The organism is Pseudomonas sp. GW456-12-1-14-TSB6 (genome assembly GCF_059424205.1).
This window is the reverse complement of record NZ_JBWKZE010000010.1, coordinates 134,110-152,672: the sequence shown is the minus strand read 5'-3', so window position 1 is coordinate 152,672 and position 18,563 is coordinate 134,110. Positions and strand designations below refer to the sequence as shown.

Annotated in this window: 21 protein-coding genes; 12 read left to right on the top strand and 9 right to left on the bottom strand. The window is 61.2% G+C overall.

The features are described from left to right. Positions 1–93: 93 nt before the first annotated feature. Together AC07Y2_RS12045 and AC07Y2_RS12040 are read right to left on the bottom strand one after the other, a co-directional pair. Positions 94–1,515, bottom strand: coding sequence for an MFS transporter (locus AC07Y2_RS12045; RefSeq protein WP_039766134.1), 1,422 nt, complete (start codon positions 1,513–1,515; stop codon positions 94–96). A 125-nt stretch (positions 1,516–1,640) separates the two neighbouring features. Then, positions 1,641–2,081, bottom strand: coding sequence for a PACE efflux transporter (locus tag AC07Y2_RS12040; protein WP_103386032.1), 441 nt, complete (start codon positions 2,079–2,081; stop codon positions 1,641–1,643). Between the two features lie 121 nt (positions 2,082–2,202). Here AC07Y2_RS12040 and AC07Y2_RS12035 point away from each other — a divergent pair, with 121 nt between their 5' ends. Further along, a complete protein-coding gene (locus AC07Y2_RS12035; protein ID WP_103386033.1) occupies positions 2,203–3,075 on the top strand; it encodes a LysR family transcriptional regulator in 873 nt (290 codons plus the stop codon). A gap of 127 nt (positions 3,076–3,202) precedes the next feature. Here AC07Y2_RS12035 and gntR read toward each other — a convergent pair whose 3' ends face one another. Continuing rightward, complete coding sequence (gntR, locus tag AC07Y2_RS12030) at positions 3,203–4,234, bottom strand: HTH-type transcriptional regulator GntR (RefSeq protein WP_039766142.1); 1,032 nt, start codon at positions 4,232–4,234, stop codon at positions 3,203–3,205. A gap of 216 nt (positions 4,235–4,450) precedes the next feature. Between gntR and AC07Y2_RS12025 the strand changes: the two genes are divergently transcribed. Both AC07Y2_RS12025 and AC07Y2_RS12020 read left to right on the top strand, forming a co-directional pair. Further along, entirely contained in the window at positions 4,451–4,984 is a 534-nt protein-coding gene (locus AC07Y2_RS12025) for a gluconokinase (protein ID WP_011335582.1), read from the top strand. An 82-nt stretch (positions 4,985–5,066) separates the two neighbouring features. Beyond that, positions 5,067–6,419: a GntP family permease gene (locus AC07Y2_RS12020; protein ID WP_011335581.1), complete on the top strand. Its 1,353-nt coding sequence runs from the start codon at positions 5,067–5,069 to the stop codon at positions 6,417–6,419. Between the two features lie 192 nt (positions 6,420–6,611). Here AC07Y2_RS12020 and alaC read toward each other — a convergent pair whose 3' ends face one another. Further along, entirely contained in the window at positions 6,612–7,820 is a 1,209-nt protein-coding gene (alaC, locus tag AC07Y2_RS12015) for an alanine transaminase (protein WP_074688274.1), read from the bottom strand. A gap of 139 nt (positions 7,821–7,959) precedes the next feature. On the opposite strand from alaC, the gene AC07Y2_RS12010 reads away from it, so the two are divergent. From AC07Y2_RS12010 to AC07Y2_RS12000, 3 genes are all read left to right on the top strand, one after another. Then, positions 7,960–8,622, top strand: a complete 663-nt coding sequence (locus tag AC07Y2_RS12010; protein ID WP_039766147.1) for a LysE family translocator — start codon at positions 7,960–7,962, stop codon at positions 8,620–8,622. Between the two features lie 68 nt (positions 8,623–8,690). Then, entirely contained in the window at positions 8,691–9,185 is a 495-nt protein-coding gene (locus AC07Y2_RS12005) for a GyrI-like domain-containing protein (protein WP_103386034.1), read from the top strand. 317 nt (positions 9,186–9,502) lie between these two features. Then, positions 9,503–9,991 carry a GNAT family N-acetyltransferase gene (locus AC07Y2_RS12000; protein WP_103386035.1) on the top strand — a complete coding sequence of 163 codons (489 nt, stop codon included), beginning with the start codon at positions 9,503–9,505 and terminating at the stop codon, positions 9,989–9,991. Between the two features lie 178 nt (positions 9,992–10,169). Here the strand turns inward: AC07Y2_RS12000 and AC07Y2_RS11995 are convergent, their stop codons facing one another. Both AC07Y2_RS11995 and AC07Y2_RS11990 read right to left on the bottom strand, forming a co-directional pair. Continuing rightward, on the bottom strand, positions 10,170–10,775 hold the full coding sequence (locus AC07Y2_RS11995) for a pyridoxamine 5'-phosphate oxidase family protein (RefSeq protein ID WP_074688270.1): 606 nt from the start codon (positions 10,773–10,775) through the stop codon (positions 10,170–10,172). Positions 10,776–10,792: 17 nt separating this feature from the next. Further along, on the bottom strand, positions 10,793–11,278 hold the full coding sequence (locus AC07Y2_RS11990) for a GNAT family N-acetyltransferase (protein ID WP_103386036.1): 486 nt from the start codon (positions 11,276–11,278) through the stop codon (positions 10,793–10,795). Between the two features lie 142 nt (positions 11,279–11,420). On the opposite strand from AC07Y2_RS11990, the gene AC07Y2_RS11985 reads away from it, so the two are divergent. Genes AC07Y2_RS11985 through AC07Y2_RS11975 form a run of 3 tightly spaced genes read left to right on the top strand, consistent with a single transcriptional unit; the run spans position 11,421 to position 13,468 of the window. After that, positions 11,421–11,846, top strand: a complete 426-nt coding sequence (locus tag AC07Y2_RS11985) for a YybH family protein (RefSeq protein ID WP_103386037.1) — start codon at positions 11,421–11,423, stop codon at positions 11,844–11,846. A gap of 40 nt (positions 11,847–11,886) precedes the next feature. Then, positions 11,887–12,231: a YciI family protein gene (locus AC07Y2_RS11980; RefSeq protein ID WP_007951101.1), complete on the top strand. Its 345-nt coding sequence runs from the start codon at positions 11,887–11,889 to the stop codon at positions 12,229–12,231. Then, positions 12,224–13,468, top strand: a complete 1,245-nt coding sequence (locus tag AC07Y2_RS11975; RefSeq protein WP_103386038.1) for an RNA polymerase sigma factor — start codon at positions 12,224–12,226, stop codon at positions 13,466–13,468. Before AC07Y2_RS11980 ends, AC07Y2_RS11975 begins: the two co-directional genes overlap by 8 nt. A gap of 188 nt (positions 13,469–13,656) precedes the next feature. Here the strand turns inward: AC07Y2_RS11975 and AC07Y2_RS11970 are convergent, their stop codons facing one another. Beyond that, entirely contained in the window at positions 13,657–14,382 is a 726-nt protein-coding gene (locus AC07Y2_RS11970; RefSeq protein WP_039766160.1) for an SDR family oxidoreductase, read from the bottom strand. 111 nt (positions 14,383–14,493) lie between these two features. Here AC07Y2_RS11970 and AC07Y2_RS11965 point away from each other — a divergent pair, with 111 nt between their 5' ends. Next, the gene (locus tag AC07Y2_RS11965; RefSeq protein WP_074688263.1) at positions 14,494–15,330 is read left to right on the top strand and encodes a LysR family transcriptional regulator; all 837 of its coding nucleotides are present in this window, start codon (positions 14,494–14,496) and stop codon (positions 15,328–15,330) included. 1 nt (position 15,331) lies between these two features. Here the strand turns inward: AC07Y2_RS11965 and AC07Y2_RS11960 are convergent, their stop codons facing one another. Further along, the gene (locus AC07Y2_RS11960) at positions 15,332–16,186 is read right to left on the bottom strand and encodes a LysR family transcriptional regulator (protein ID WP_074688261.1); all 855 of its coding nucleotides are present in this window, start codon (positions 16,184–16,186) and stop codon (positions 15,332–15,334) included. Between the two features lie 88 nt (positions 16,187–16,274). Between AC07Y2_RS11960 and AC07Y2_RS11955 the strand changes: the two genes are divergently transcribed. Beyond that, on the top strand, positions 16,275–16,712 hold the full coding sequence (locus tag AC07Y2_RS11955) for a multidrug/biocide efflux PACE transporter (RefSeq protein ID WP_103386039.1): 438 nt from the start codon (positions 16,275–16,277) through the stop codon (positions 16,710–16,712). Positions 16,713–16,773: 61 nt separating this feature from the next. On the opposite strand, the gene AC07Y2_RS11950 is transcribed toward AC07Y2_RS11955, so the two are convergent. Beyond that, a complete protein-coding gene (locus AC07Y2_RS11950) occupies positions 16,774–17,529 on the bottom strand; it encodes an SDR family NAD(P)-dependent oxidoreductase (RefSeq protein WP_103386040.1) in 756 nt (251 codons plus the stop codon). Between the two features lie 120 nt (positions 17,530–17,649). Between AC07Y2_RS11950 and AC07Y2_RS11945 the strand changes: the two genes are divergently transcribed. After that, positions 17,650–18,546: a LysR family transcriptional regulator gene (locus AC07Y2_RS11945; RefSeq protein WP_103386041.1), complete on the top strand. Its 897-nt coding sequence runs from the start codon at positions 17,650–17,652 to the stop codon at positions 18,544–18,546. Positions 18,547–18,563: the final 17 nt, after the last annotated feature.

Here is an 18,563-nt window from a genome sequence, read left to right as displayed (position 1 = left end):
ATAATTTCTTTTATTTCAATGGCTTGTGGTTTTTGGTGAACCGGCAAAGCGGTCATCCCTTGCCGGAGGGCGGCAGGGGATGACCGTTGTCCGTCAGCGATGAGCGATGTTTTCCAGCGCCAGGTTACGGGTGCGAGGGCCGAAGTAGCCGATGGTCAGCATCACGATCAGCATGCTGGCGACGATGAACGCCAACACGCCCGGTGTCCCGAAGTGATCGAGGAACAGACCGATCAGCAGGCTGCTGAACACCGTCGACAAGCGACTGAACGAATAGCAGAACCCCACCGCCCGGGCGCGGATGTTGGTGGGGAACAGTTCGCTCTGATAGGAGTGGTAACTGAAGCTCAGCCAGGCGTTGCAGAAGGTGATCATCACCCCGCAGAAGATCAGGCCGAAGGCGCTGGTCTGCAACGCGAACAAGGTACCGAAAGTCATGGCACCGAGGGCTGAACCGACGATCTGCCATTTGTTCTCGAAGCGGTTGGCGAATTTGACGAACAGCAGCGGCCCGAGCGGGTAGGCGAGGGTGATGATGAACGCGTACATCAGGCTGTGCGTGACGCTGACGCCCTGGCCGGAGAGCAATGCTGGCAGCCAGTTGCCGAAGCCGAAGAAACCGATCGCCTGGAAGATGTGAAAGACGATCAGCATCAGTGCCCGGCGCCGGTACGGTGGCTGCCAGATATCGGCGAAACGGCCCTTGCCTTCGACGTCGACGGCTACCGCTTCCGGCGCATCCAGTGGCTGGCGGTGATCCTTTTCGCAGCGCGCCTCGATGCCGTCGAGAATCCGGTTCGCCTCATCGAAACGGCCATGCTGGGCCAGCCAGCGCGGTGACTCCGGCAGACGCTTGCGCAGCCACCAGATGAACAGCGCAAACACCGCACTGGCCAACACCACCCAACGCCAGCCGGAAACCCCGAACGGCGCCTGTGGCACCAGCCACCAGGACATCAGCGCCACCGCTGGCACCGACAGGAACTGCACGAAAAACGCGAAGGCAAACGCCGAACTGCGCATGCGCTTGGGCACCAGTTCCGAGAGGTAGGCGTCGATGGTCACCAGTTCGATGCCGAGGCCGATGCCCACCAGAAAACGCATGCAGATGATCCCCAACGCCGAACTCTGCACGCCCATCAGTACCGTGGCCACGGTGTACCAGACCAGCGCGAAGGTGAAGATCGCCCGCCGACCGAACCGATCGGCCATCGGGCTCAGCAGACTGGCGCCGAGAAACAAACCGAGGAACGTCGCTGAGGCGAACGCAGCCTGATCGGAGAAACCGAACACGCCCTGATTGCCGGTGGCGAAGATGCCATCGCGGATCAGGCCGGGGCTGATGTAGGCGGTCTGGAACAGGTCGTAGAGTTCGAAAAAACCACCGATCGACAGCAGCGCCACCAGCCGCCAGAGGGTGGCGACTGCGGGGAGGCGGTCGATGCGGGCGGAAATCTCGGCGGCGCGTATCGGGTCGATGCCGTCGCGTTGCGCGGCGGGGGCGTGTGCAGTCATGGGCTGATCCATTTTTTATTGATGGAAAAGCTTAGCCTGCTATCGGAAATCAAGGATTGTTTATATCGGCGGTTGGTGAGGGAAAACCGCCGATTTCTTGCAATATCCGCTTACCAATTAACGATTTATGTCGCGGGCTGCGGATCCCGTAGTGCCGATGCCGGAAGGCCGAACACCTTATCGAACAGCCAGTTGAACGCGAAGGTGTAGCAAGGGATGAACACGATCAGTGCCAGATCCAGCAAAAAGGCCTGCACCAGACTGATGTTCATCCACCAGGCGATCAGCGGAATCAGGAACACGATCAGCGTCAGCTGGAAGCCGACGGCGTGGGCGATGCGCCGTTTCACCGTGCGGGTGCGCGACACCTGACGGCTTTCCCAGCGCTCGAACAGCGAGGTGTAGATGAAGTTCCAGGTCACGGCGATGCTGGTGATGATCACCGCCAGCGGGCCGGTGCTGCCGGGCGAGGTGCCGGACAACAAGGCCAGGCCCAGGGCGGAGAAGGTCATGCCGATCACTTCATAGAGCGACACATAGACCAGTTTGCGTTTGACGCCTTGCATGGGGAATTGCCTCTTTCTTGCGACTTGTGGCCAGTGGGGCTGGCGAAGGCGACGAAAGATAGCTTCAATGCAGGTGACAGAAAAAGTCAGTAGCTTTCAGTTTTATTGATAGGTGTGTGAAGTGAATTTCAACAGTGAAAGCATCGAACTGTTTCTCGCCGTGATTGAGCGCGGCTCGTTTTCCGCAGCGGCCAGGGCATTGGGCAAAGTCCCGTCGGCGGTGAGCATGGCCATCGGCAATCTGGAGGCCGAACTCGGTTACTCGTTGTTCGACCGCAGCCACCGCGAACCGCAACCGACGGCAATGGCGCTGTCGCTGGTGCCCCATGCGCGGCTGATCGCCGATCAGCTCAAGCAATTGCAGGTGCACGCGGTGCAGTTGTCGCTGGGGCTGGAGAGCACGTTGTCGATCGGCGTGGCGGCGGATATCGACCGCCGACGTTTGCTGACAGCGATCAAGGACATCAGCGAGCGTCATCCGTTGCTCGACATTGAAGTGCTGACCGCACCGCAGGATGACGTGCTGGCGATGCTTCACAGTGGTCGGATCAGTGTGTGCCTGGCGTTCGCCGGGTTGAGCGTGAATGTGCTGGAGCGTTTTCAGTTCGTCGGCAGTGAACGGATGATCGCCACGCTGGCGGCGGACAGCCCTTTGTTGCAGGGGCAGGATCTGTTTCTCGAGGACTTGGTGCATGTGCGGCAGATCGTCGTCGGCAGTCGTGATTTGCCGATCAGCGAAACCCGGCCACTGGTGGCCGAATCCCACTGGCGCACCGACAACCTGGAAACGGCGCTGGAGATGGTCGAGGCAGGGTTGGGCTGGGGCAATTTTCCGCTGTCGGTGGTGCAGCCCTGGCTTGATAGCGGACGGCTCAAACGCCTGAATTTCCGCAACATCGAAAACGGTCTGGTGCTGCCGGTGCATGCGGTATGGCTCAAGAGCCAGCCGCTACAGAAGGGTGCGGCGGCATTGGTTGAAATACTCGGACGGTGATCGTTCCCACGCTCCGCGTGGGAATGCCTCAATGGACGCTCTGCGTCCGGCTCTGGAAGGGACGCGGAGCGTCCCGGGCTGCATTCCCACGCGGAGCGTGGGAACGATCAAACAGAAGGCTCAGAGGTCAGGTGCTCTCGCGGATTTTGAGTTCGAAGCCCATGTCTTCGACCGGCCGCGCCACGCTGTTGCCCGCCATCAATGTCAGCATCTGTTCCGCTGCACGCTTGCCGATCGCTTCGCGGGGCGTGTTGATGCTGCTCAGGCGCGGCACCATGTGTTCCGACATCGGCAGGTCGTTGAAGCCGAGGATCGCCACTTGCTCGGGGATCCTGATCCCGTTGCGCAGCGCTTCGAGCAGGGCGCCCTGAGCCAGGTCGTCGTTGCCGAAGAAGATCGCATCGACATCCGGATGCGCCGCCAGCAATTGCAGGAACAACTCGCCGCCCAGGCCCACGGACGATGAACGCGGGGTCAGCACTTCCAGATCCGGGTCGTAGCGACCGGCCTTCTGCAACGCCTTGCGAAAGCCTTCACCGCGCAGCAGGGTGCGCTGATCGAGTTGCGCGCCGATGTACGCCAGACGCTTGCGGCCACGGGACAGCAAATGTTCGGCAGCCGTTTCGCCGGCGCTGAGCTGGGAGAAACCGACGCAGTTCACCCCGGCGGCGCTGTCCAGCTCCATCATGTAGACGCAGGGAATATTGCTGGCCTCGATCATCCGCCGCGAACTTTCGGTGCGGTCGAAGCCGGTCAACAGCAAGCCGCGCGGCTGATAAGCCATGTAGTTGCGCAGCAGGTTTTCTTCTTCATCGCGGGAATAGTGGAAGTTGCCGATCAGCACTTCGAAGCCCTTCGGCGTGAGCACCCGATGAATGGCTTCCAGGGTGTCGATGAACAGCAGGTTGGACAGCGAAGGCACCAGAACCACCACCGAATGGCTCTGGGCCGAGGCCAGGGCGCGGGCGGCGGGGTTGACCACGTAGTTGAGTTCCAGCGCGGCTTTCTGGACTTTTTCCACCAATTCGGTGGCGACCGTGCTGACCCCACGCAGGGCGCGGGACGCGGTAATCGGGCTGACGCCGGCCAGGCGGGCGACTTCATTAAGGGTGGGACGGCCGGTGGTGCGGGTGTTTTTATCGTTTTTAGGGGTGGTCATCGGGCAGCTTGCCAAACAAAAATCAAGGCACTAAGGTAGCGCTGTCCTTATGCAGCTGCAAATGCGTAAGCGAGGTCCTGCCTGATCCTCGCTTTTTGGCGTACGGACAAAACCTGCTGCAACCCAAAAAAACGACAAGAAGGCGTCGGCAACTTCTGCCTGTGCACTAGAGTCATAGCTAGCAAAGGTAGCGCTGTCTGCGCGCTGAGGTGTTACATGAATCATCCCATCACCGCCCTGGTCATCATGGGCGTTGCCGGTTGCGGCAAGACGTGCGTCAGCGAGGCCCTGTGCCAATTGAGCGGCGCCACTGCCATTGAAGGCGATACTTTCCATCCGGCCGCGAACATCGAAAAGATGAGCGCGGGGATCCCCCTGAATGACGAAGACCGTGCCGGCTGGCTCGACAGCCTGTGCGATGAACTGCGTCGCGTCGATGCCCTGGGCGAACGCCCGGTGCTGACCTGCTCGGCCCTCAAGCACAGTTATCGCGAAGTGCTGCGCAGCGCCTTGCCGGGCCTGGGTTTCGTGTTCCTCGAATTGACGCCTGAAGTCGCCGCCGAACGTGTATCCCACCGTCCGGGCCACTTCATGCCGGCCACCTTGATCGAAAGCCAGTTCGCCACCCTCGAATCGCCCAAGGGCGAGCCGTTGACCCTGGCCCTGAATGCTTCGATCCACAGCGTTGAAGAACTGGCGGCGCAAGCCCACGTCTGGTGGCAGGCCCATGGCCTGAAACAGGCGGTATGAGTGTGATTGCGAAGATAGCGCTGTCCTTTCGACTTCTGATTAACCCGCTTTAATAACAACAACAAACCAGGAGACACCCCCAATGTTTGGCATGTCCCATGACGCCTACCTGCTGCTCGATGCAGTGGTCACGGTGATCGGACTCATCGTCCTGATCACCAAATTCAAGATTCACCCCTTCATTGCCCTGACCATCGCCGCCGCGTTCCTCGGCCTGACGTCCGGCATGCCGATCGGCACCATCATCAAGGCGTTCCAGGACGGCTTCGGTGGCGTGCTCGGTTTCGTCGGCATCATCCTCGCGCTGGGTACGATGCTCGGCAAGATGATGGCCGAGTCAGGCGGTGCCGATCAGATCGCCCAGACCCTGATCCGCGCGTTCGGCAAGGACAAGGTCCAGTGGGCGATGATGTTCGCGGCGTTCCTGGTGGGCATTCCGCTGTTCTTCGAAATCGGCTTCGTGTTGCTGATTCCGCTGGTGTTCATTGTGGCTCGCCGCACCGGTGTGTCGATCATCAAGATCGGCATCCCGCTGCTCGCCGGCCTGTCCGCCGTGCACGGTCTGGTGCCGCCGCACCCGGGCCCGCTGCTGGCCATCGGCGTGTTCGGTGCCGACATCGGCAAGACCATTCTGTACGGTCTGATCGTCGCGCTGCCGACCGCCATCATTGCCGGTCCGATCTTCGGTACGTTCATCGCCAAGCACATTCCCGGTACGCCAAATCAGGAACTGGTCGATCAACTGGCCCGTGAAAACGATTCGGCCAATCTGCCGAGCTTCAGCATCACCCTGGTCACCGTGCTGCTGCCGGTGTTCCTGATGCTGCTGAAAACCTTCGCCGACGTGGCGCTGCCGGACGGTCATTTCTTCCGCACCTGGATGGACATGATCGGTCACCCGATTTCGGCACTGTTGCTGGCATTGCTGCTGTCGCTGTACACCTTCGGTCACAAGCAGGGCATCGGTTCTCAGCAGATGCTCAAATGGCTGGATGCGAGCCTGGCGCCGACCGCGGCGATCATCCTGATCATCGGTGCCGGCGGCGGATTCAAGCAGATGCTGGTGACCAGCGGCGTGGGCGACGTGATCGGCCACATGGCGGTCAGCGCGCAGATCTCGCCGATCCTGCTGGCGTGGCTGGTGGCGGCGGTGATCCGCATCGCGACCGGTTCGGCCACCGTGGCGACCATTACTGGCGCGGGCATTGTGGTGCCGGTGGTAGGGATGATTCCGGGCGTGAACCGTGAGCTGCTGGTGCTGGCCACCGGTGCCGGCTCGCTGATCCTGTCCCACGTCAACGACGCCGGTTTCTGGCTGGTGAAGCAGTACTTCAACATGACCGTGGCCGAGACCTTCAAGACCTGGACGGCGATGGAAACCATCCTGTCGGTGGTGGGTCTGGGCTTTATTCTGTTGCTGTCGCTGTTCGTTTAACGTCGAACGCAAGACACAAAAAAACCGCAGCGATGCGGTTTTTTTGTGGGTGCAATTCGCGAGTGATCGTTCCCACGCTCCGCGTGGGAATGCCTCAATGGACGCTCTGCGTCCGCTTTCGGCAGGGACGCGGAGCGTCCCGGGCTGCATTCCCACGCGGAGCGTGGGAACGATCAGGTGGGGAGGAGGCAGTTACTTAGTGCCCAGGCCATCAGCCCGAAACATCCCGCGAATCCCGCGTACCGCCTGACGAATCCGATCCTGGTTTTCGATCAGCGCAAAGCGCACGTGATCGTCACCGTACTCGCCAAAGCCGACACCCGGCGAGACGCAGACCTTGGCCTCGGCCAGCAGCTTCTTGGCGAACTCCAGCGAACCGAGGTGCGCGTAGGCGTCGGGAATCTTCGCCCAGACGTACATCGAGGCTTTCGGATTTTCGACCATCCAGCCCAGCTCATGCAGGCCTTTGACCAGCACATTGCGGCGCTGGCGATATTGCTCGGCGATGTCGCGCACGCATTGCTGATCGCCTTCCAGCGCAGCAATCGCGGCCACCTGCAGCGGGGTGAAGGTGCCGTAGTCGTGGTAGCTCTTGATCCGCGCCAGGGCGCTGACCAGTTCCGGGTTGCCGACCATGAAGCCGATGCGCCAGCCCGCCATGTTGTAGCTCTTGGACAGGGTGAAAAACTCCACCGCAATGTCCTTGGCGCCCGGCACCTGCATGATCGACGGGGCTTTCCAGCCGTCATAGACGATGTCGGCGTAAGCCAGGTCGTGCACCACCAGCACGTCGTACTGTTTGGCGAGAGCAATCACCCGCTCGAAGAAATCCAGCTCCACGCACTGCGCGGTCGGGTTCGACGGGAAGCCGAGGATCATCATCTTCGGTTTCGGGATCGAGCCGCGAATCGCCCGTTCCAGCTCGGCGAAGAAATCCACGCCCGGCACCAGCGGCACCGACCGCACCTGGGCGCCGGCAATCACGGCACCGTAGATGTGAATCGGGTAGCTCGGGTTCGGCACCAGTACGGTGTCGCCCTGATCCAGGGTCGCCAGCATCAGGTGCGCCAGGCCTTCCTTGGAACCGATGGTGACGATGGCTTCGCTTTCCGGGTCGATCTCGACCTCGTAGCGTTCCTTGTACCAGTTGGAAATCGCCCGGCGCAGGCGCGGAATGCCCTTGGACGTGGAGTAACCGTGGGTGTCTTCGCGTTGTGCAACCTGCACCAGTTTTTCAACGATGTGCGGCGGCGTGGCGCCGTCGGGGTTGCCCATGCTCAAGTCGATGATGTCTTCGCCGCGACGTCGGGCAGCCATCTTCAGCTCGGCGGTGATGTTGAAAACGTAAGGGGGGAGTCGATCTATGCGCGCAAAGCGGCGCGGCGAACCTTGTTCAGCCATTGTTGCCTCGGATAACGTAAGCGCCCGGAACCGTCCGAGCGACGCTGGTCACTGCGGTGACCTGTGGCGGACGATAAGGGCAGCGATGGCAGACTGTCCAGCGCCTTTGTAAACAAATTTTTCCCAAGGAAATCGGTTAATGGAATTCACCAGCGGCTTCTTGCTGAGCCTTTCGCTGTGCCTGGATATCGGCGTGGCCAACATCGCGATGATCACCCTGGCGATGCAGCGCGGCTATTTTCAGGGCTTCGCGCTGGGTCTCGGCACCTGCGTCGGCGACCTGATCTACGCGGTGCTGGCGCTGGCCGGAATGACCGTTCTGCTGCAATACGAAACCGTGCGCTGGGTGCTGTGGATCGGTGGTTCAGCGCTGTTGATCTACTTCGCGGCGAAGATGATCTATTCGGCGATCCACCACGAGGCGCAATTGGCGGCGACCGCCGAAGTCGGCCAGAACTCCCATCGCAAGGAATTCTTCCGTGGGATCTTTCTCGCCATGTCATCGCCGAGCGCCATCCTCTGGTTCGCGGCCGTGGGCGGCACGTTGATCGCCCGTTCCGGTGGCGGCGGTCCTTTGAGCTCGGCGCTGTTTCTCGGTGGTTTCCTGTGCGCCGGGCTGCTGTGGTCGGCGGGACTGTGTTTTGCCGCGAGCCATGGCGGCAAGTTGCTGGGCGACAAACTGCTGCGCTATTCCTACATGGCATCGGCAGCGATCTTCTGCTATTTCGCGGTCTACGTGATCGTATCCGGTTATAACGAGTTCGTCGGTTCCGGCGCCGCCGAGGCCCTGCATACGCTGTAAATGTGCGAATCGGGTTTGGCTTCTATACTCCCAGCCGAACCCACTTTTTTCGTTCAAGGAGTCGAGTCATGGATGAGCAAAAACGCGTCGAAGTGGCTGAACCTCGCTTCGAACATGGACACTTCCTGCTGATTGCAGGATTTCGCGATCGCTTCACCAAAGAGACCGTTCGGGACATCTATGCACTGTGGGAAAAACTCATCCCGCACATCGGGCATATTCCGGGGCAGAAGAGCGAAGTGACTTACGGTGTCTGCAGCAATTTCGACGGTAATGGCGGTTTTGACTACATGGCCGGGGTCGAGATCAGCAAGCTCGATGAGTTTCCACAGGAAAAGTATCCGTGGATCGAAATCCTGCCACGCCAGTACGCGGTGTTCGAACACAAGGGTTCGCTGGATCAGCTGCCGCAGACCATTGACTACATCTACAACACCTGGCTGCCGAATTCCGAATACAAAGGGCTCAACGCCCCGGAGCTGGAACGCTACAGCGCCGATTTCAATCCAAAAACCAATACCGGCAAGCTGGAAATCTGCGTCCCGGTGGAAAAGAAAACCTGACGAATAACCGGCAGCGCGAACCCGCTTCGCGCTGCCGATCAGGCTTTATTTGCCCTTGATCCGTCGTGCCCGCAACAGGTCGATGCCCAGAGTAATAAACCCGAAGAAGCTGATGCCCAACACCATCAACAAACCGATTTCCACGCTGCTCATAAACGGTTCCCCCCTCGGGTGATCAGAGACAGGCACCAGAAATAGACCGTCCCGAATCCGAAGAAAAGCGCTTATACGCAGGCTTTACGCCGCCCGTGCGGATCGATATGAACACCTTATTCCTTTATCCTTGGCGGCCTTGTTTCCTCTGATTTCGAGTCGCCATGAACACCGTCATCCGCCACGTCACCGCCGCCGACCTGGACCGCTGCTACGCCATCGAAACCCTCGCCTATGAAGGCGACGAAGCCGCGACCCGCGAAAAGATCGCCACGCGCATCGCCACCTGGCCGGACGGTTTCATCGTCGCCGAAGTGGACGGGCAGGTAGCCGGCTTCATCAACTCCGGCGCGGCATTTGACGTGCAGATGTCCGACGAGGCGTTCAAGGAGTTGATCGGCCACGACCCGGCGGGGCCGAACGTGGTGATCATGTCGGTGGTGGTGCACCCGGACTATCAGGGCCAGGGCCTGGCCAAGCGTCTGCTGGGCGAATTCATCGAACGCATGCGCGAGCAGGGCAAGGCGACGATTCACCTGATGTGCAAGGAGCGGCACATCCCGCTGTACGCCGGATTCGGTTTTGCCTACATCAAACCGTCCGAGTCCGACCACGGCGGGATGGCGTGGCACGAGATGATCCTGCCCCTCTGAAGAAGAACCCCTGACCTGATCGTTCCCACGCTCTGCGTGGGAATGCAGCCCGGGACGCTCCGCGTTCCTGCCGCACCACTGATGCAACGCCTGGCACCGTCGTGACGCAGAGCGTCAAAGTCTGCATTCCCACGCAGACGGTTCGACGCCTCGACGTGGGAACGATCGGTGGGCGGGGTCAGTAGAGGGTGTCACGTACTCTGGCCGGGGCCTCGCGATCATAGGCCTCGGCATCAAACTGCCCATCATTCAGACGCTTGTGAAACGCACCCGCCGTCGGCAGCGCCGAGCGCGGTAAGTGGGTTTGCGGATTCCACGCATCCGAACGCACGAATGCCTTGGAGCAATGAAAAAACGCCGCCTCCACCGTCACCAGCAACACCGTGCGCGCCGGTTTGCCGTTCACCGCGAAGCTATCCAGTAACTGCGGATCAGCGCTGATGGACGCGGTGCCGTTGACCCGCAACGTCTCGCCAATCCCCGGAATGATGAACAGCAGCGACACCCGCGGATCGTGCAGCACGTTGCGCAAGGTATCGATGCGGTTGTTGCCCGGGCGATCCGGCAGAGCCAGAGTGCGCTCGTCGATGATCCGCACAAACCCCGGCGTATCGCCGCGCGGGGAACCGTCGATGCCGTCGGCACCCACCGAGCTGACAATCACCAGCGGCGAGACCCGGACCATCGCCTGATAGTCCTCGTTGAGAAAGCCGATCTGCTTGCGCACCGCCCGTTCGTGGGGCAAGCCGTAGATGGCTTCCAGCGCTTCGATTGAATCGATCATCGTTGCTCCCCCGACGATTAGAAAAACAGCCCCATGCGCCGCTCGTAACCGATGCGGCCCTTGTAGGCCTCGCCGCTGTCGACGAAGCCGTACTTGGCGTACAGCGCAATCGCGGCGTCGTTGTCGGCGTCCACCGACAGTTCCAGCCCTTTGATCTCCGGCCAGGCCTGACGCGCAACTTCCGGCAACGCCAGCAGGCAGGCCTTGCCATAACCCTTGCCCTGAGCGCGGTGATCGACCTGCAACGCATGCAGGGTGGCGCTGTGTTCATCGGCCCATTCCGGCAGAACCGGCGGGCGCTTGAGCAGCAGGAACGCCACTGGCTTATCTTCGGCCAGCAGCGCAAAACCCTTCACGCCGGGGCCGGGCTTCGACAGCAGGGTGTGCAACGCACCGTGGATGTCGCCGGAGAACTTGATCTGCTCGGCGTGGATTTCAATGGCCTCGACCTGTTGGCGTTGGGTGGCGTTCAGGCTTTCGTAAGGCACGAGTCGGGCTGACACGGGAATTTCCTTTTTCCTACAAAGATGAGCCTCGGATTCTAGCGAGTTTGTCTTCTCCGGAATTTTTTTGTTTCAACTGTCGATCCGGCAAATCGCCGAACGACTAAGGGTGTCTTCACAACAAAAACCAGGGAGAAACACCATGAGTACGCAAGCGCAGATTCAAAGCCTGATCGATACCTACCGCGAGGCGGTGATGACCAAGGACGTGGAAAAAGTCATGGCCCTGTACGCCGACGACATCGTTTCCTTCGATGCGATCAAGGCCCTGCAATTCAAGGGCAAACCGGCCTACCGCGCGCACTGGGTGGACTGCATGGAAATGTGCCCCGGCCCGCACATCTTCGAGTTCCACGAAATCGCCATCGAGACCGCCGACAACATCGCCTTCGCCCACTGGGTCGCCAATTGCGGCGGGACCAATGAAAAGGGCGAAACCCAGAGTTGCTGGATGCGCGTCACCGCCTGTTACCGGCAGGTCGGCGGGGCGTGGAAGATCGCCCACGAACACTGGTCGGCACCGTTCGACCCGATGAGCGGCTCGACCCTGTTCGATGCGAAACCCTGATCTTCAGCCATAGTTGATCCGTCCGATTCAGGAGAACGCCATGAAGTATTTATGCCTGGTCTACAGCGATGAGCGCCTGCTGCATTCGTCGCCCGACAGCCCGGAAGACGCCGAGTGCTGGGCCTACGCCGAGTCGATCCAGGGCAGCGGCCGGATGGTCGCCGCCGAAGCGCTGGAGTCGGTGCAGACCGCCACCACGGTGCGCATGCGCAACGGCAAACTGTCGATCACCGACGGCCCGTTCGCCGAGACCAAGGAACAGCTGGCCGGTTTCTACCTGATCGACGCGCGGGACCTCAACGAAGCGATTCAGGTCGCCGGCAACATTCCGGCGGCCCGGGTCGGCAGCGTCGAAGTGCGTCCCGTGCGCCAGTTGAATGTCTGAAGTCAGGGCGCGGGTCGAGCAGGTCTATCGCGAAGACTCGCGGCGGATCCTCGCGACCCTGATCCGCCTGCTCGGCGATTTCGACCTCGCCGAAGAAGCCTTGCACGAGGCGTTCTTCGTCGCGGTCGAACGCTGGCAGCGTGACGGCGTGCCGGACAATCCGCGGACCTGGCTGGTCTCTACCGGGCGCTTCAAGGCCATTGACGTGTTACGCCGTCGCGCGCGGTTCAAGGCCTCGCAGCCGTTATTTCTGGCGCAACTGGAAGAGCTGGAACAGTCCGAATGGGACGCTGAAGACGTGGAAGACGATCGCCTGCGCCTGATCTTCACCTGCTGCCACCCGGCGCTGGCGGCGGACGCGCAAGTGCCGCTGACCCTGCGTGAAGTCTGCGACCTCACCACCGAAGAAATCGCCCGGGCATTCCTCTCGGCGCCGGCGGCGATTGCCCAACGCATCGTGCGCGCCAAGGCGAAGATTCGCGATGCGAAAATCCCTTATCAAGTTCCAGCCCTCAGCGAATTGCCCGAGCGCCTCGACAGCGTGTTGCGGGTGATTTATCTGGTGTTCAACGAAGGCTATTCGGCATCCGGCGGCGCCCAGGTGACCCGCGAAGACCTGACCCGTGAGGCGATCCGCCTCGGGCGGTTGCTGCTGGAGTTGTTGCCGGACCCGGAAGTCATGGGGCTGCTGGCGTTGATGCTGCTGCATGAATCGCGGCGCTCGGCGCGCTCTTCGCCTGATGGTGAACTGATTCTGCTGGATGATCAGGATCGCGGATTGTGGAATGCCGAGTTGATTGCCGAAGGCTGCGGTCTGGTGGAAAAAGCGCTGACCACGGGGCGCTTCGGGCCGTACTGCCTGCAAGCGGCGATTGCTGCGGTGCATGCCGAAGCGCCGACGGCAGGGGAGACGGACTGGGAGCAGATCGTCGGGCTGTATGACGTGTTGCTGCGGGCGGTACCGTCGCCGGTGATCGAGTTGAACCGGGCGGTGGCGGTGGCCAAACGTGACGGGGCGCTGGCGGGGTTGACCCTGGTTGAAGGGATTCTGGACCGTGGGGAATTGCAGGATTACCACTTGGCGCATTCGGCGCGGGCGGAGTTTTGCCGGCAGTTGGGGCGGGTTGAAGAGGCGCGGGCGGCTTACCGGCGAGCCTTGGAATTGACTCGGCAAGAGCCGGAGCGGCGGTTTATCGAGGGGCGGCTTTCGGCTTTGGACCGCTTGCCCTCACCCTAGCCCTCTCCCGGGGGGAGAGGGGACCGATCCGGGGATATTGGGGATATACGCCGACCTGAACGGTTCGCTGTGAATCCATAATCGACTCGATTTTTCAGGTCGATGTATGACGTAAGACACCTCGGTCAGTCCCCTCTTCCTCCGGGAGAGGGTTAGGGTGAGGGCGCTTTTGATTTTGCCTTTCGCTTTTAGGCCTGCTGCCGAGTAGCAGCCATCACAATCTCCCGAATACAAACCCCCTGCGGCTGCCCATACGCATAAGCAATCGCCGTCGCCACATCCTCGGCACTCAACACCGTGCCACCCATGTCCTGCTTCCAGGCCTGGTACCCGCTCTTGATCGCCTCATCCGTGGTGTGGCTCAGCAACTCGGTCTCTACCGCGCCCGGCGCAATCGTGGTCACCCGCACGTTATGCGGCGACAATTCTTCACGCAGGTTTTCCGACAATCCATGCACCGCAAACTTGGTGCCGACATACGCCACATGGTTCGGGAAGGTCTTGCGTCCGGCCACCGAGCTGACGTTGATGATCGTGCCGTGCTTGCGCTCGATCATCCCGGCCACCACCGCGTGCACGCCGTTGAGCAGACCTCTCACGTTGACGTCGAGCATCTGGTCCCACTGTGCCGGGTCCTGCTTGCTCATCTCGCCCAGCAGCATCACCCCGGCGTTGTTGATCAGCGCATCGGCCGGGCCGAACTGCGCTTCCGCTTCGGCCACAGCGGCCAGCAATGCGGCGCGGTCGGTGATGTCGACGCGGCGGCTGAGGGTGTTCGGCAGGGCCAGTGCTTCGAGGCGTTCGATGCGCCGGGCCAGCAACAGCAGCGGATGGCCGGCAGCGCTCAAACGGCGGGCGGTGGCTTCGCCGATGCCCGAGCTGGCGCCGGTGATGATGATCAGTGGCTTGCTCATGATTGAACTCCTGAGATAAGAAAAACAAATAACCAGATTCGTGACGCAGTATATTTAGCCCGTTGGAGGCTGAAAAATGCCTTATTCCTCTGTCTGCTATCGGAATTTCCTATGGATATCCGCCATCTCAAAGCATTCCTCGCGGTGTTCGAAGAACGCAACATTACCGCTGCCGCGCAACGGCTATTCATCAGCCAGCCCACGTTGTCGGTGACCATCAAACAGCTGGAAGAAGAACTTGGCGCGACGCTGTTCGTGCGTCAGCCTCGTGGTGTGGACGTCAGCGACGAAGCGCGACTGCTGTACCCGCAGGCACGTCGGATGGTGGCCGAATCCGAGGCGCTGAGCCGGATGTTTCGCGGCCGCGAAAACCGCGCGCCGCTGACCCTCGGCATCGAGGGCGACATCGCCGCCAGTCACATCGAAGCCTTCGTGCGGATGGCTCATCAGGCGATGCCCAATCTGCTGCTGACCCTGGAGGAGGGCTGTCATGGCGACGGTCGGTTGGCGGTCGAGGAAATGTGCTGCGAGGACGAACTGTTCCTGCCGCTGTGGGAAGAGTCCTATGTGATGGCGCTGCCTCTCGATCATCCGATGGCCAACGCGCAGGCCGGCTGGGCGCCGATCGAGGACTGGATCACCTGCCCACAGCATCCTTCACATCAGCGGTTGATGGCGCTGTACGGACGCTCGCCGGAAGCGGTGGCGGGACATGCCGGTTCACTGCAACAGGCGTTGCATATGGTGGCGGCGGGTGTCGGTGTGGCGATGTTGCCGCAGTCACTGGTCAGCGGGCATGAGCGCATCGTCGTGCGCGCGCTGCACCTGCCGGCGCCGACCCGGCGGGTGGGATTGTGTTACGCGGCGCAGGCGCTGGAGTTGCCGACGATGCGTGGGTTGCACGAGTATTTTCAGGTGAACCGCCCGGCAGCGATCGAGGCGGCCTGAGCTATTCCAGCATCTTGCTCAGCAACCAGCTCCCCGCCGGCCCCGGCGGGTACAGCCGCGACCACAGGGCATCGACGAACACCGGTTTCGGCCAGCCGCGCACCTTCAGTTCCACCAGTAAGTCATTGCCGAAACGCTCCACCAGCCAGCGCGGCAGCGGCGCCCAGCCGAAACCTTTCTCTGCCATTTCCAGCAACATCAGATAACTCGGCGCCGACCACACCCGGCCTTTGCCGCGACTGTCATAGGGATTGACGATGGTCGCCAGGCGCAGCTCGCGATGCTGTTCAAGGATCGTTTGATCGATGGATTCCTGTGTCGCCAACGGATGGCCGCGCCCCACGAACAAGGCGATTTCCGTACGCTCGGCGACGGTCGCGCTCGCCAGATCCGGTGGGTAGTTGTCCTGCATCTCGGCGAACGCCAGGTGCGCCCGCCCGCGCTGCACCAGTTCGATCAGGTCATCGCACTCGGCGATCAGGCATTCAAGCTCCAGGTCCGGATAACGTTGTTCGAAGCCCACCAGTGCCGCTTCGAAACGGTCGGACTGATAAGTGTCGGAAATCGCCACCGTCAGTTTCGGCTCGACGCCCTGAGCCAATTGCCGGGCGGTCATTTCCAGGCGGCTGGTGGCCGCCAGAATCGCCTCGGCCCGTTGCAGCATCACGTGCCCGGCCGGGGTCAGCGTCGGTTTGCGGCTGCTGCGGTCGAACAGCACCAGGTCCAGATCGATCTCAAGGCTGGCCACCGCCGCACTCACTGTCGACTGACTGCGCCCGAGCTTGCGCGCTGCCGCTGAAAACGAGCCTTGAGTCGCCGCCTGGACAAACGCCAGCAACACTTCCTGAGAAGCCATGAACTATCTCCTTGATCGATGGTTATTGGTTATGAAGTATCGGTGCGGTGCTGGATCATGGCAACCATCTTCACAGAGGACTTCGGCCATGACTGCCAACAAATCCATCACTGAGCGTATCTTCCAGGCCATCGGTTTCGAACTGCTGGCGATCCTGATCTGTACCCCTTTGCTGGCGTGGATCATGGGCAAACCGCTGGTCGAAATGGGCGCCGTCACCATCGCAATCGCGATGCTGGCCCTGGGCTGGAACGTGGTGTTCAACGGCTTCTTCGACCGGATGCTCAAACGCTGGAACATCGCCCACAACGCCTGGGTGCGAGTGGCGCACGCGCTGCTGTTCGAGGGCGGGTTGATCGTGATGGGCGTGCCGCTGATTGCCTGGTGGCTGTCGGTCAGCCTGTGGCAGGCGTTCCTGCTCGACATCGGCGTGCTGCTGTTTTTCCTGCCGTACACCTACGTTTACCACTGGGGTTATGACGTGGTGCGCGAGCGGCTGGTGATGCGCAGCGTCTGCCAGAACTGAAAACAAAAAATCGCAGCCTGTGAGGGCTGCGAATTTTTTTTGTCCGGGTTTTTTGCAGGGTTTAGAGAAACATCCCGCCCGACGCTTCAATCCGCTGACCGTTGATCCACTGCGCCCCCGGCGACAGCAGCAGCGCCAGCGCACCGCCAATGTCATCCGGCTGCCCGGCACGGCCCAGGGCGGTGTTGCTGGCGACCATGGCGTTCAGTGCCGAATTGTCGCGCACCGCGCCGCCGCCGAAATCGGTTTCGATGGCACCCGGTGCCAGGATATTCACCGCGATCTGCCGCGCCCCCAGCTCCTTGGCCTGATAACGGGTCAGCACTTCCATCGCGCCTTTCATCGCAGCGTAAGCGGCATAACCCGGCAGGGTGAAACGCGCCAGACCGCTGGAGATGTTGATGATCCGCCCGCCATCGTTGATCAGCGGCAGCAGTTGCTGAGTCAGGAAGAACGGCCCTTTCAACTGCACGTTCATCAGCAGGTCGAACTGCTCCGGCGTGGTGTCGGCGAACGACGCATGCACACCAATCCCGGCGTTGTTGATCAGGAAATCGAAGCGCGGACGCTCCAGCTGTTGCAGCGCCTGCTCGACTCGCACAGCGAAATCGGCAAAGCCTTCGCTGCGCCCGACATCCAGTTGCAGCATCACGGCGTTGGCGCCGAGTGTTTGCAGTTCCTGCACCAGCGCCTGGGCTTCATCGGCGCGGCTGTTGTAGGTGCCGATGATGTCCACGCCTTGCGCGGCGAGGTGCAGGGCGGCGTTCTTGCCCAGGCCACGGCTGGCACCGGTGATCAATGCGATTTTGCGGTTCATGGGTTTTCCTCGATGGCGGTGACGGTTGATGGGGCAAAGTTTATTTATCCGCCATGAGGTGATAAACAGACTGAAACCGGAATCACTGGTCGAACTGTCCGAACAATCAATGGGTGGCCCATGAACAAACTGGAACTGCTGCGCACCTTCGTCCGGGTCAGCGAATTGTCGAGTTTTACGATGGCGGGGGAGAGTCTCGGGCTGCCGCGCTCGACGGTGTCCGAGCAGGTGCAGGCGCTGGAAAGCCTGCTCGGCACGCGCCTGCTGCAACGCACCACGCGCAAGGTCCAGGCGACTCAGGACGGCCTCGCGCTGTATGAGCGGAGCAAGGATCTGCTGTCGCACATGGACGAAATCGAAAACCTGTTCCGTCAGGACGAAGCGTCGCTGACCGGGCGGATCCGGATTGACATGCCGAACATTCTGGCGCGGCGGCTGATCATGCCGAAGTTGCCGGAATTCATGACCCGTCATCCGAACCTGGAACTGGAAATCAGCAGCACCGATCGCCGGGTCGACCTGCTCGCCGAAGGTTTCGATTGCGTGCTGCGCATCGGCGCGCAGCCCGATCAATCGGTGGTGGCGCGGCATCTGGGGGATTTCAGCATGATCAACTGCGCCAGCCCCGCGTATCTCGAGCGTTACGGCGTGCCGCAGACTCTGGAAGACTTGGCGCAGCATCGGCTGGTGCACTACGTCGGTGTGCTGGGTTCGCGTTCGGAAGGGTTTGTCTACGAGCAGGACGGACAGGTCCACCGAGTGCCGATGGCCGGCAGTGTGACGGTCAACAGCACCGATGCCTACGAGTCGGCATGCCTTGGGGGCTTCGGTCTGATTCAGGTGCCGCGTACCGGGATGAACTCCTATCTGGATACCGGTGAGGTGGTGACGGTGTTGCCGCAATACACCGCGCCGGCGATGGGCATTTCACTGTTGTACGCGAGGCAGCGGCATCTGCCATTGCGGGTGCGGGTGTTCATGGACTGGCTGGGGGATTTGATTCGTTCGACGCTCTGATTCCTGCCGCAAATCCC

Excerpts from the sequence above, each read along its gene's own strand:
- AC07Y2_RS12045 (WP_039766134.1), bottom strand. The coding sequence starts at position 1,515 with ATGACTGCACACGCCCCCGCCGCGCAACGCGACGGCATCGACCCGATA.
- AC07Y2_RS12040 (WP_103386032.1), bottom strand. The coding sequence starts at position 2,081 with ATGCAAGGCGTCAAACGCAAACTGGTCTATGTGTCGCTCTATGAAGTG.
- gntR (WP_039766142.1), bottom strand. The coding sequence starts at position 4,234 with ATGACCACCCCTAAAAACGATAAAAACACCCGCACCACCGGCCGTCCC.
- AC07Y2_RS12025 (WP_011335582.1), top strand. The coding sequence starts at position 4,451 with ATGAATCATCCCATCACCGCCCTGGTCATCATGGGCGTTGCCGGTTGC.
- AC07Y2_RS12020 (WP_011335581.1), top strand. The coding sequence starts at position 5,067 with ATGTTTGGCATGTCCCATGACGCCTACCTGCTGCTCGATGCAGTGGTC.
- alaC (WP_074688274.1), bottom strand. The coding sequence starts at position 7,820 with ATGGCTGAACAAGGTTCGCCGCGCCGCTTTGCGCGCATAGATCGACTC.
- AC07Y2_RS12010 (WP_039766147.1), top strand. The coding sequence starts at position 7,960 with ATGGAATTCACCAGCGGCTTCTTGCTGAGCCTTTCGCTGTGCCTGGAT.
- AC07Y2_RS12005 (WP_103386034.1), top strand. The coding sequence starts at position 8,691 with ATGGATGAGCAAAAACGCGTCGAAGTGGCTGAACCTCGCTTCGAACAT.
- AC07Y2_RS12000 (WP_103386035.1), top strand. The coding sequence starts at position 9,503 with ATGAACACCGTCATCCGCCACGTCACCGCCGCCGACCTGGACCGCTGC.
- AC07Y2_RS11995 (WP_074688270.1), bottom strand. The coding sequence starts at position 10,775 with ATGATCGATTCAATCGAAGCGCTGGAAGCCATCTACGGCTTGCCCCAC.
- AC07Y2_RS11985 (WP_103386037.1), top strand. The coding sequence starts at position 11,421 with ATGAGTACGCAAGCGCAGATTCAAAGCCTGATCGATACCTACCGCGAG.
- AC07Y2_RS11980 (WP_007951101.1), top strand. The coding sequence starts at position 11,887 with ATGAAGTATTTATGCCTGGTCTACAGCGATGAGCGCCTGCTGCATTCG.
- AC07Y2_RS11975 (WP_103386038.1), top strand. The coding sequence starts at position 12,224 with ATGTCTGAAGTCAGGGCGCGGGTCGAGCAGGTCTATCGCGAAGACTCG.
- AC07Y2_RS11970 (WP_039766160.1), bottom strand. The coding sequence starts at position 14,382 with ATGAGCAAGCCACTGATCATCATCACCGGCGCCAGCTCGGGCATCGGC.
- AC07Y2_RS11965 (WP_074688263.1), top strand. The coding sequence starts at position 14,494 with ATGGATATCCGCCATCTCAAAGCATTCCTCGCGGTGTTCGAAGAACGC.
- AC07Y2_RS11960 (WP_074688261.1), bottom strand. The coding sequence starts at position 16,186 with ATGGCTTCTCAGGAAGTGTTGCTGGCGTTTGTCCAGGCGGCGACTCAA.
- AC07Y2_RS11955 (WP_103386039.1), top strand. The coding sequence starts at position 16,275 with ATGACTGCCAACAAATCCATCACTGAGCGTATCTTCCAGGCCATCGGT.
- AC07Y2_RS11950 (WP_103386040.1), bottom strand. The coding sequence starts at position 17,529 with ATGAACCGCAAAATCGCATTGATCACCGGTGCCAGCCGTGGCCTGGGC.
- AC07Y2_RS11945 (WP_103386041.1), top strand. The coding sequence starts at position 17,650 with ATGAACAAACTGGAACTGCTGCGCACCTTCGTCCGGGTCAGCGAATTG.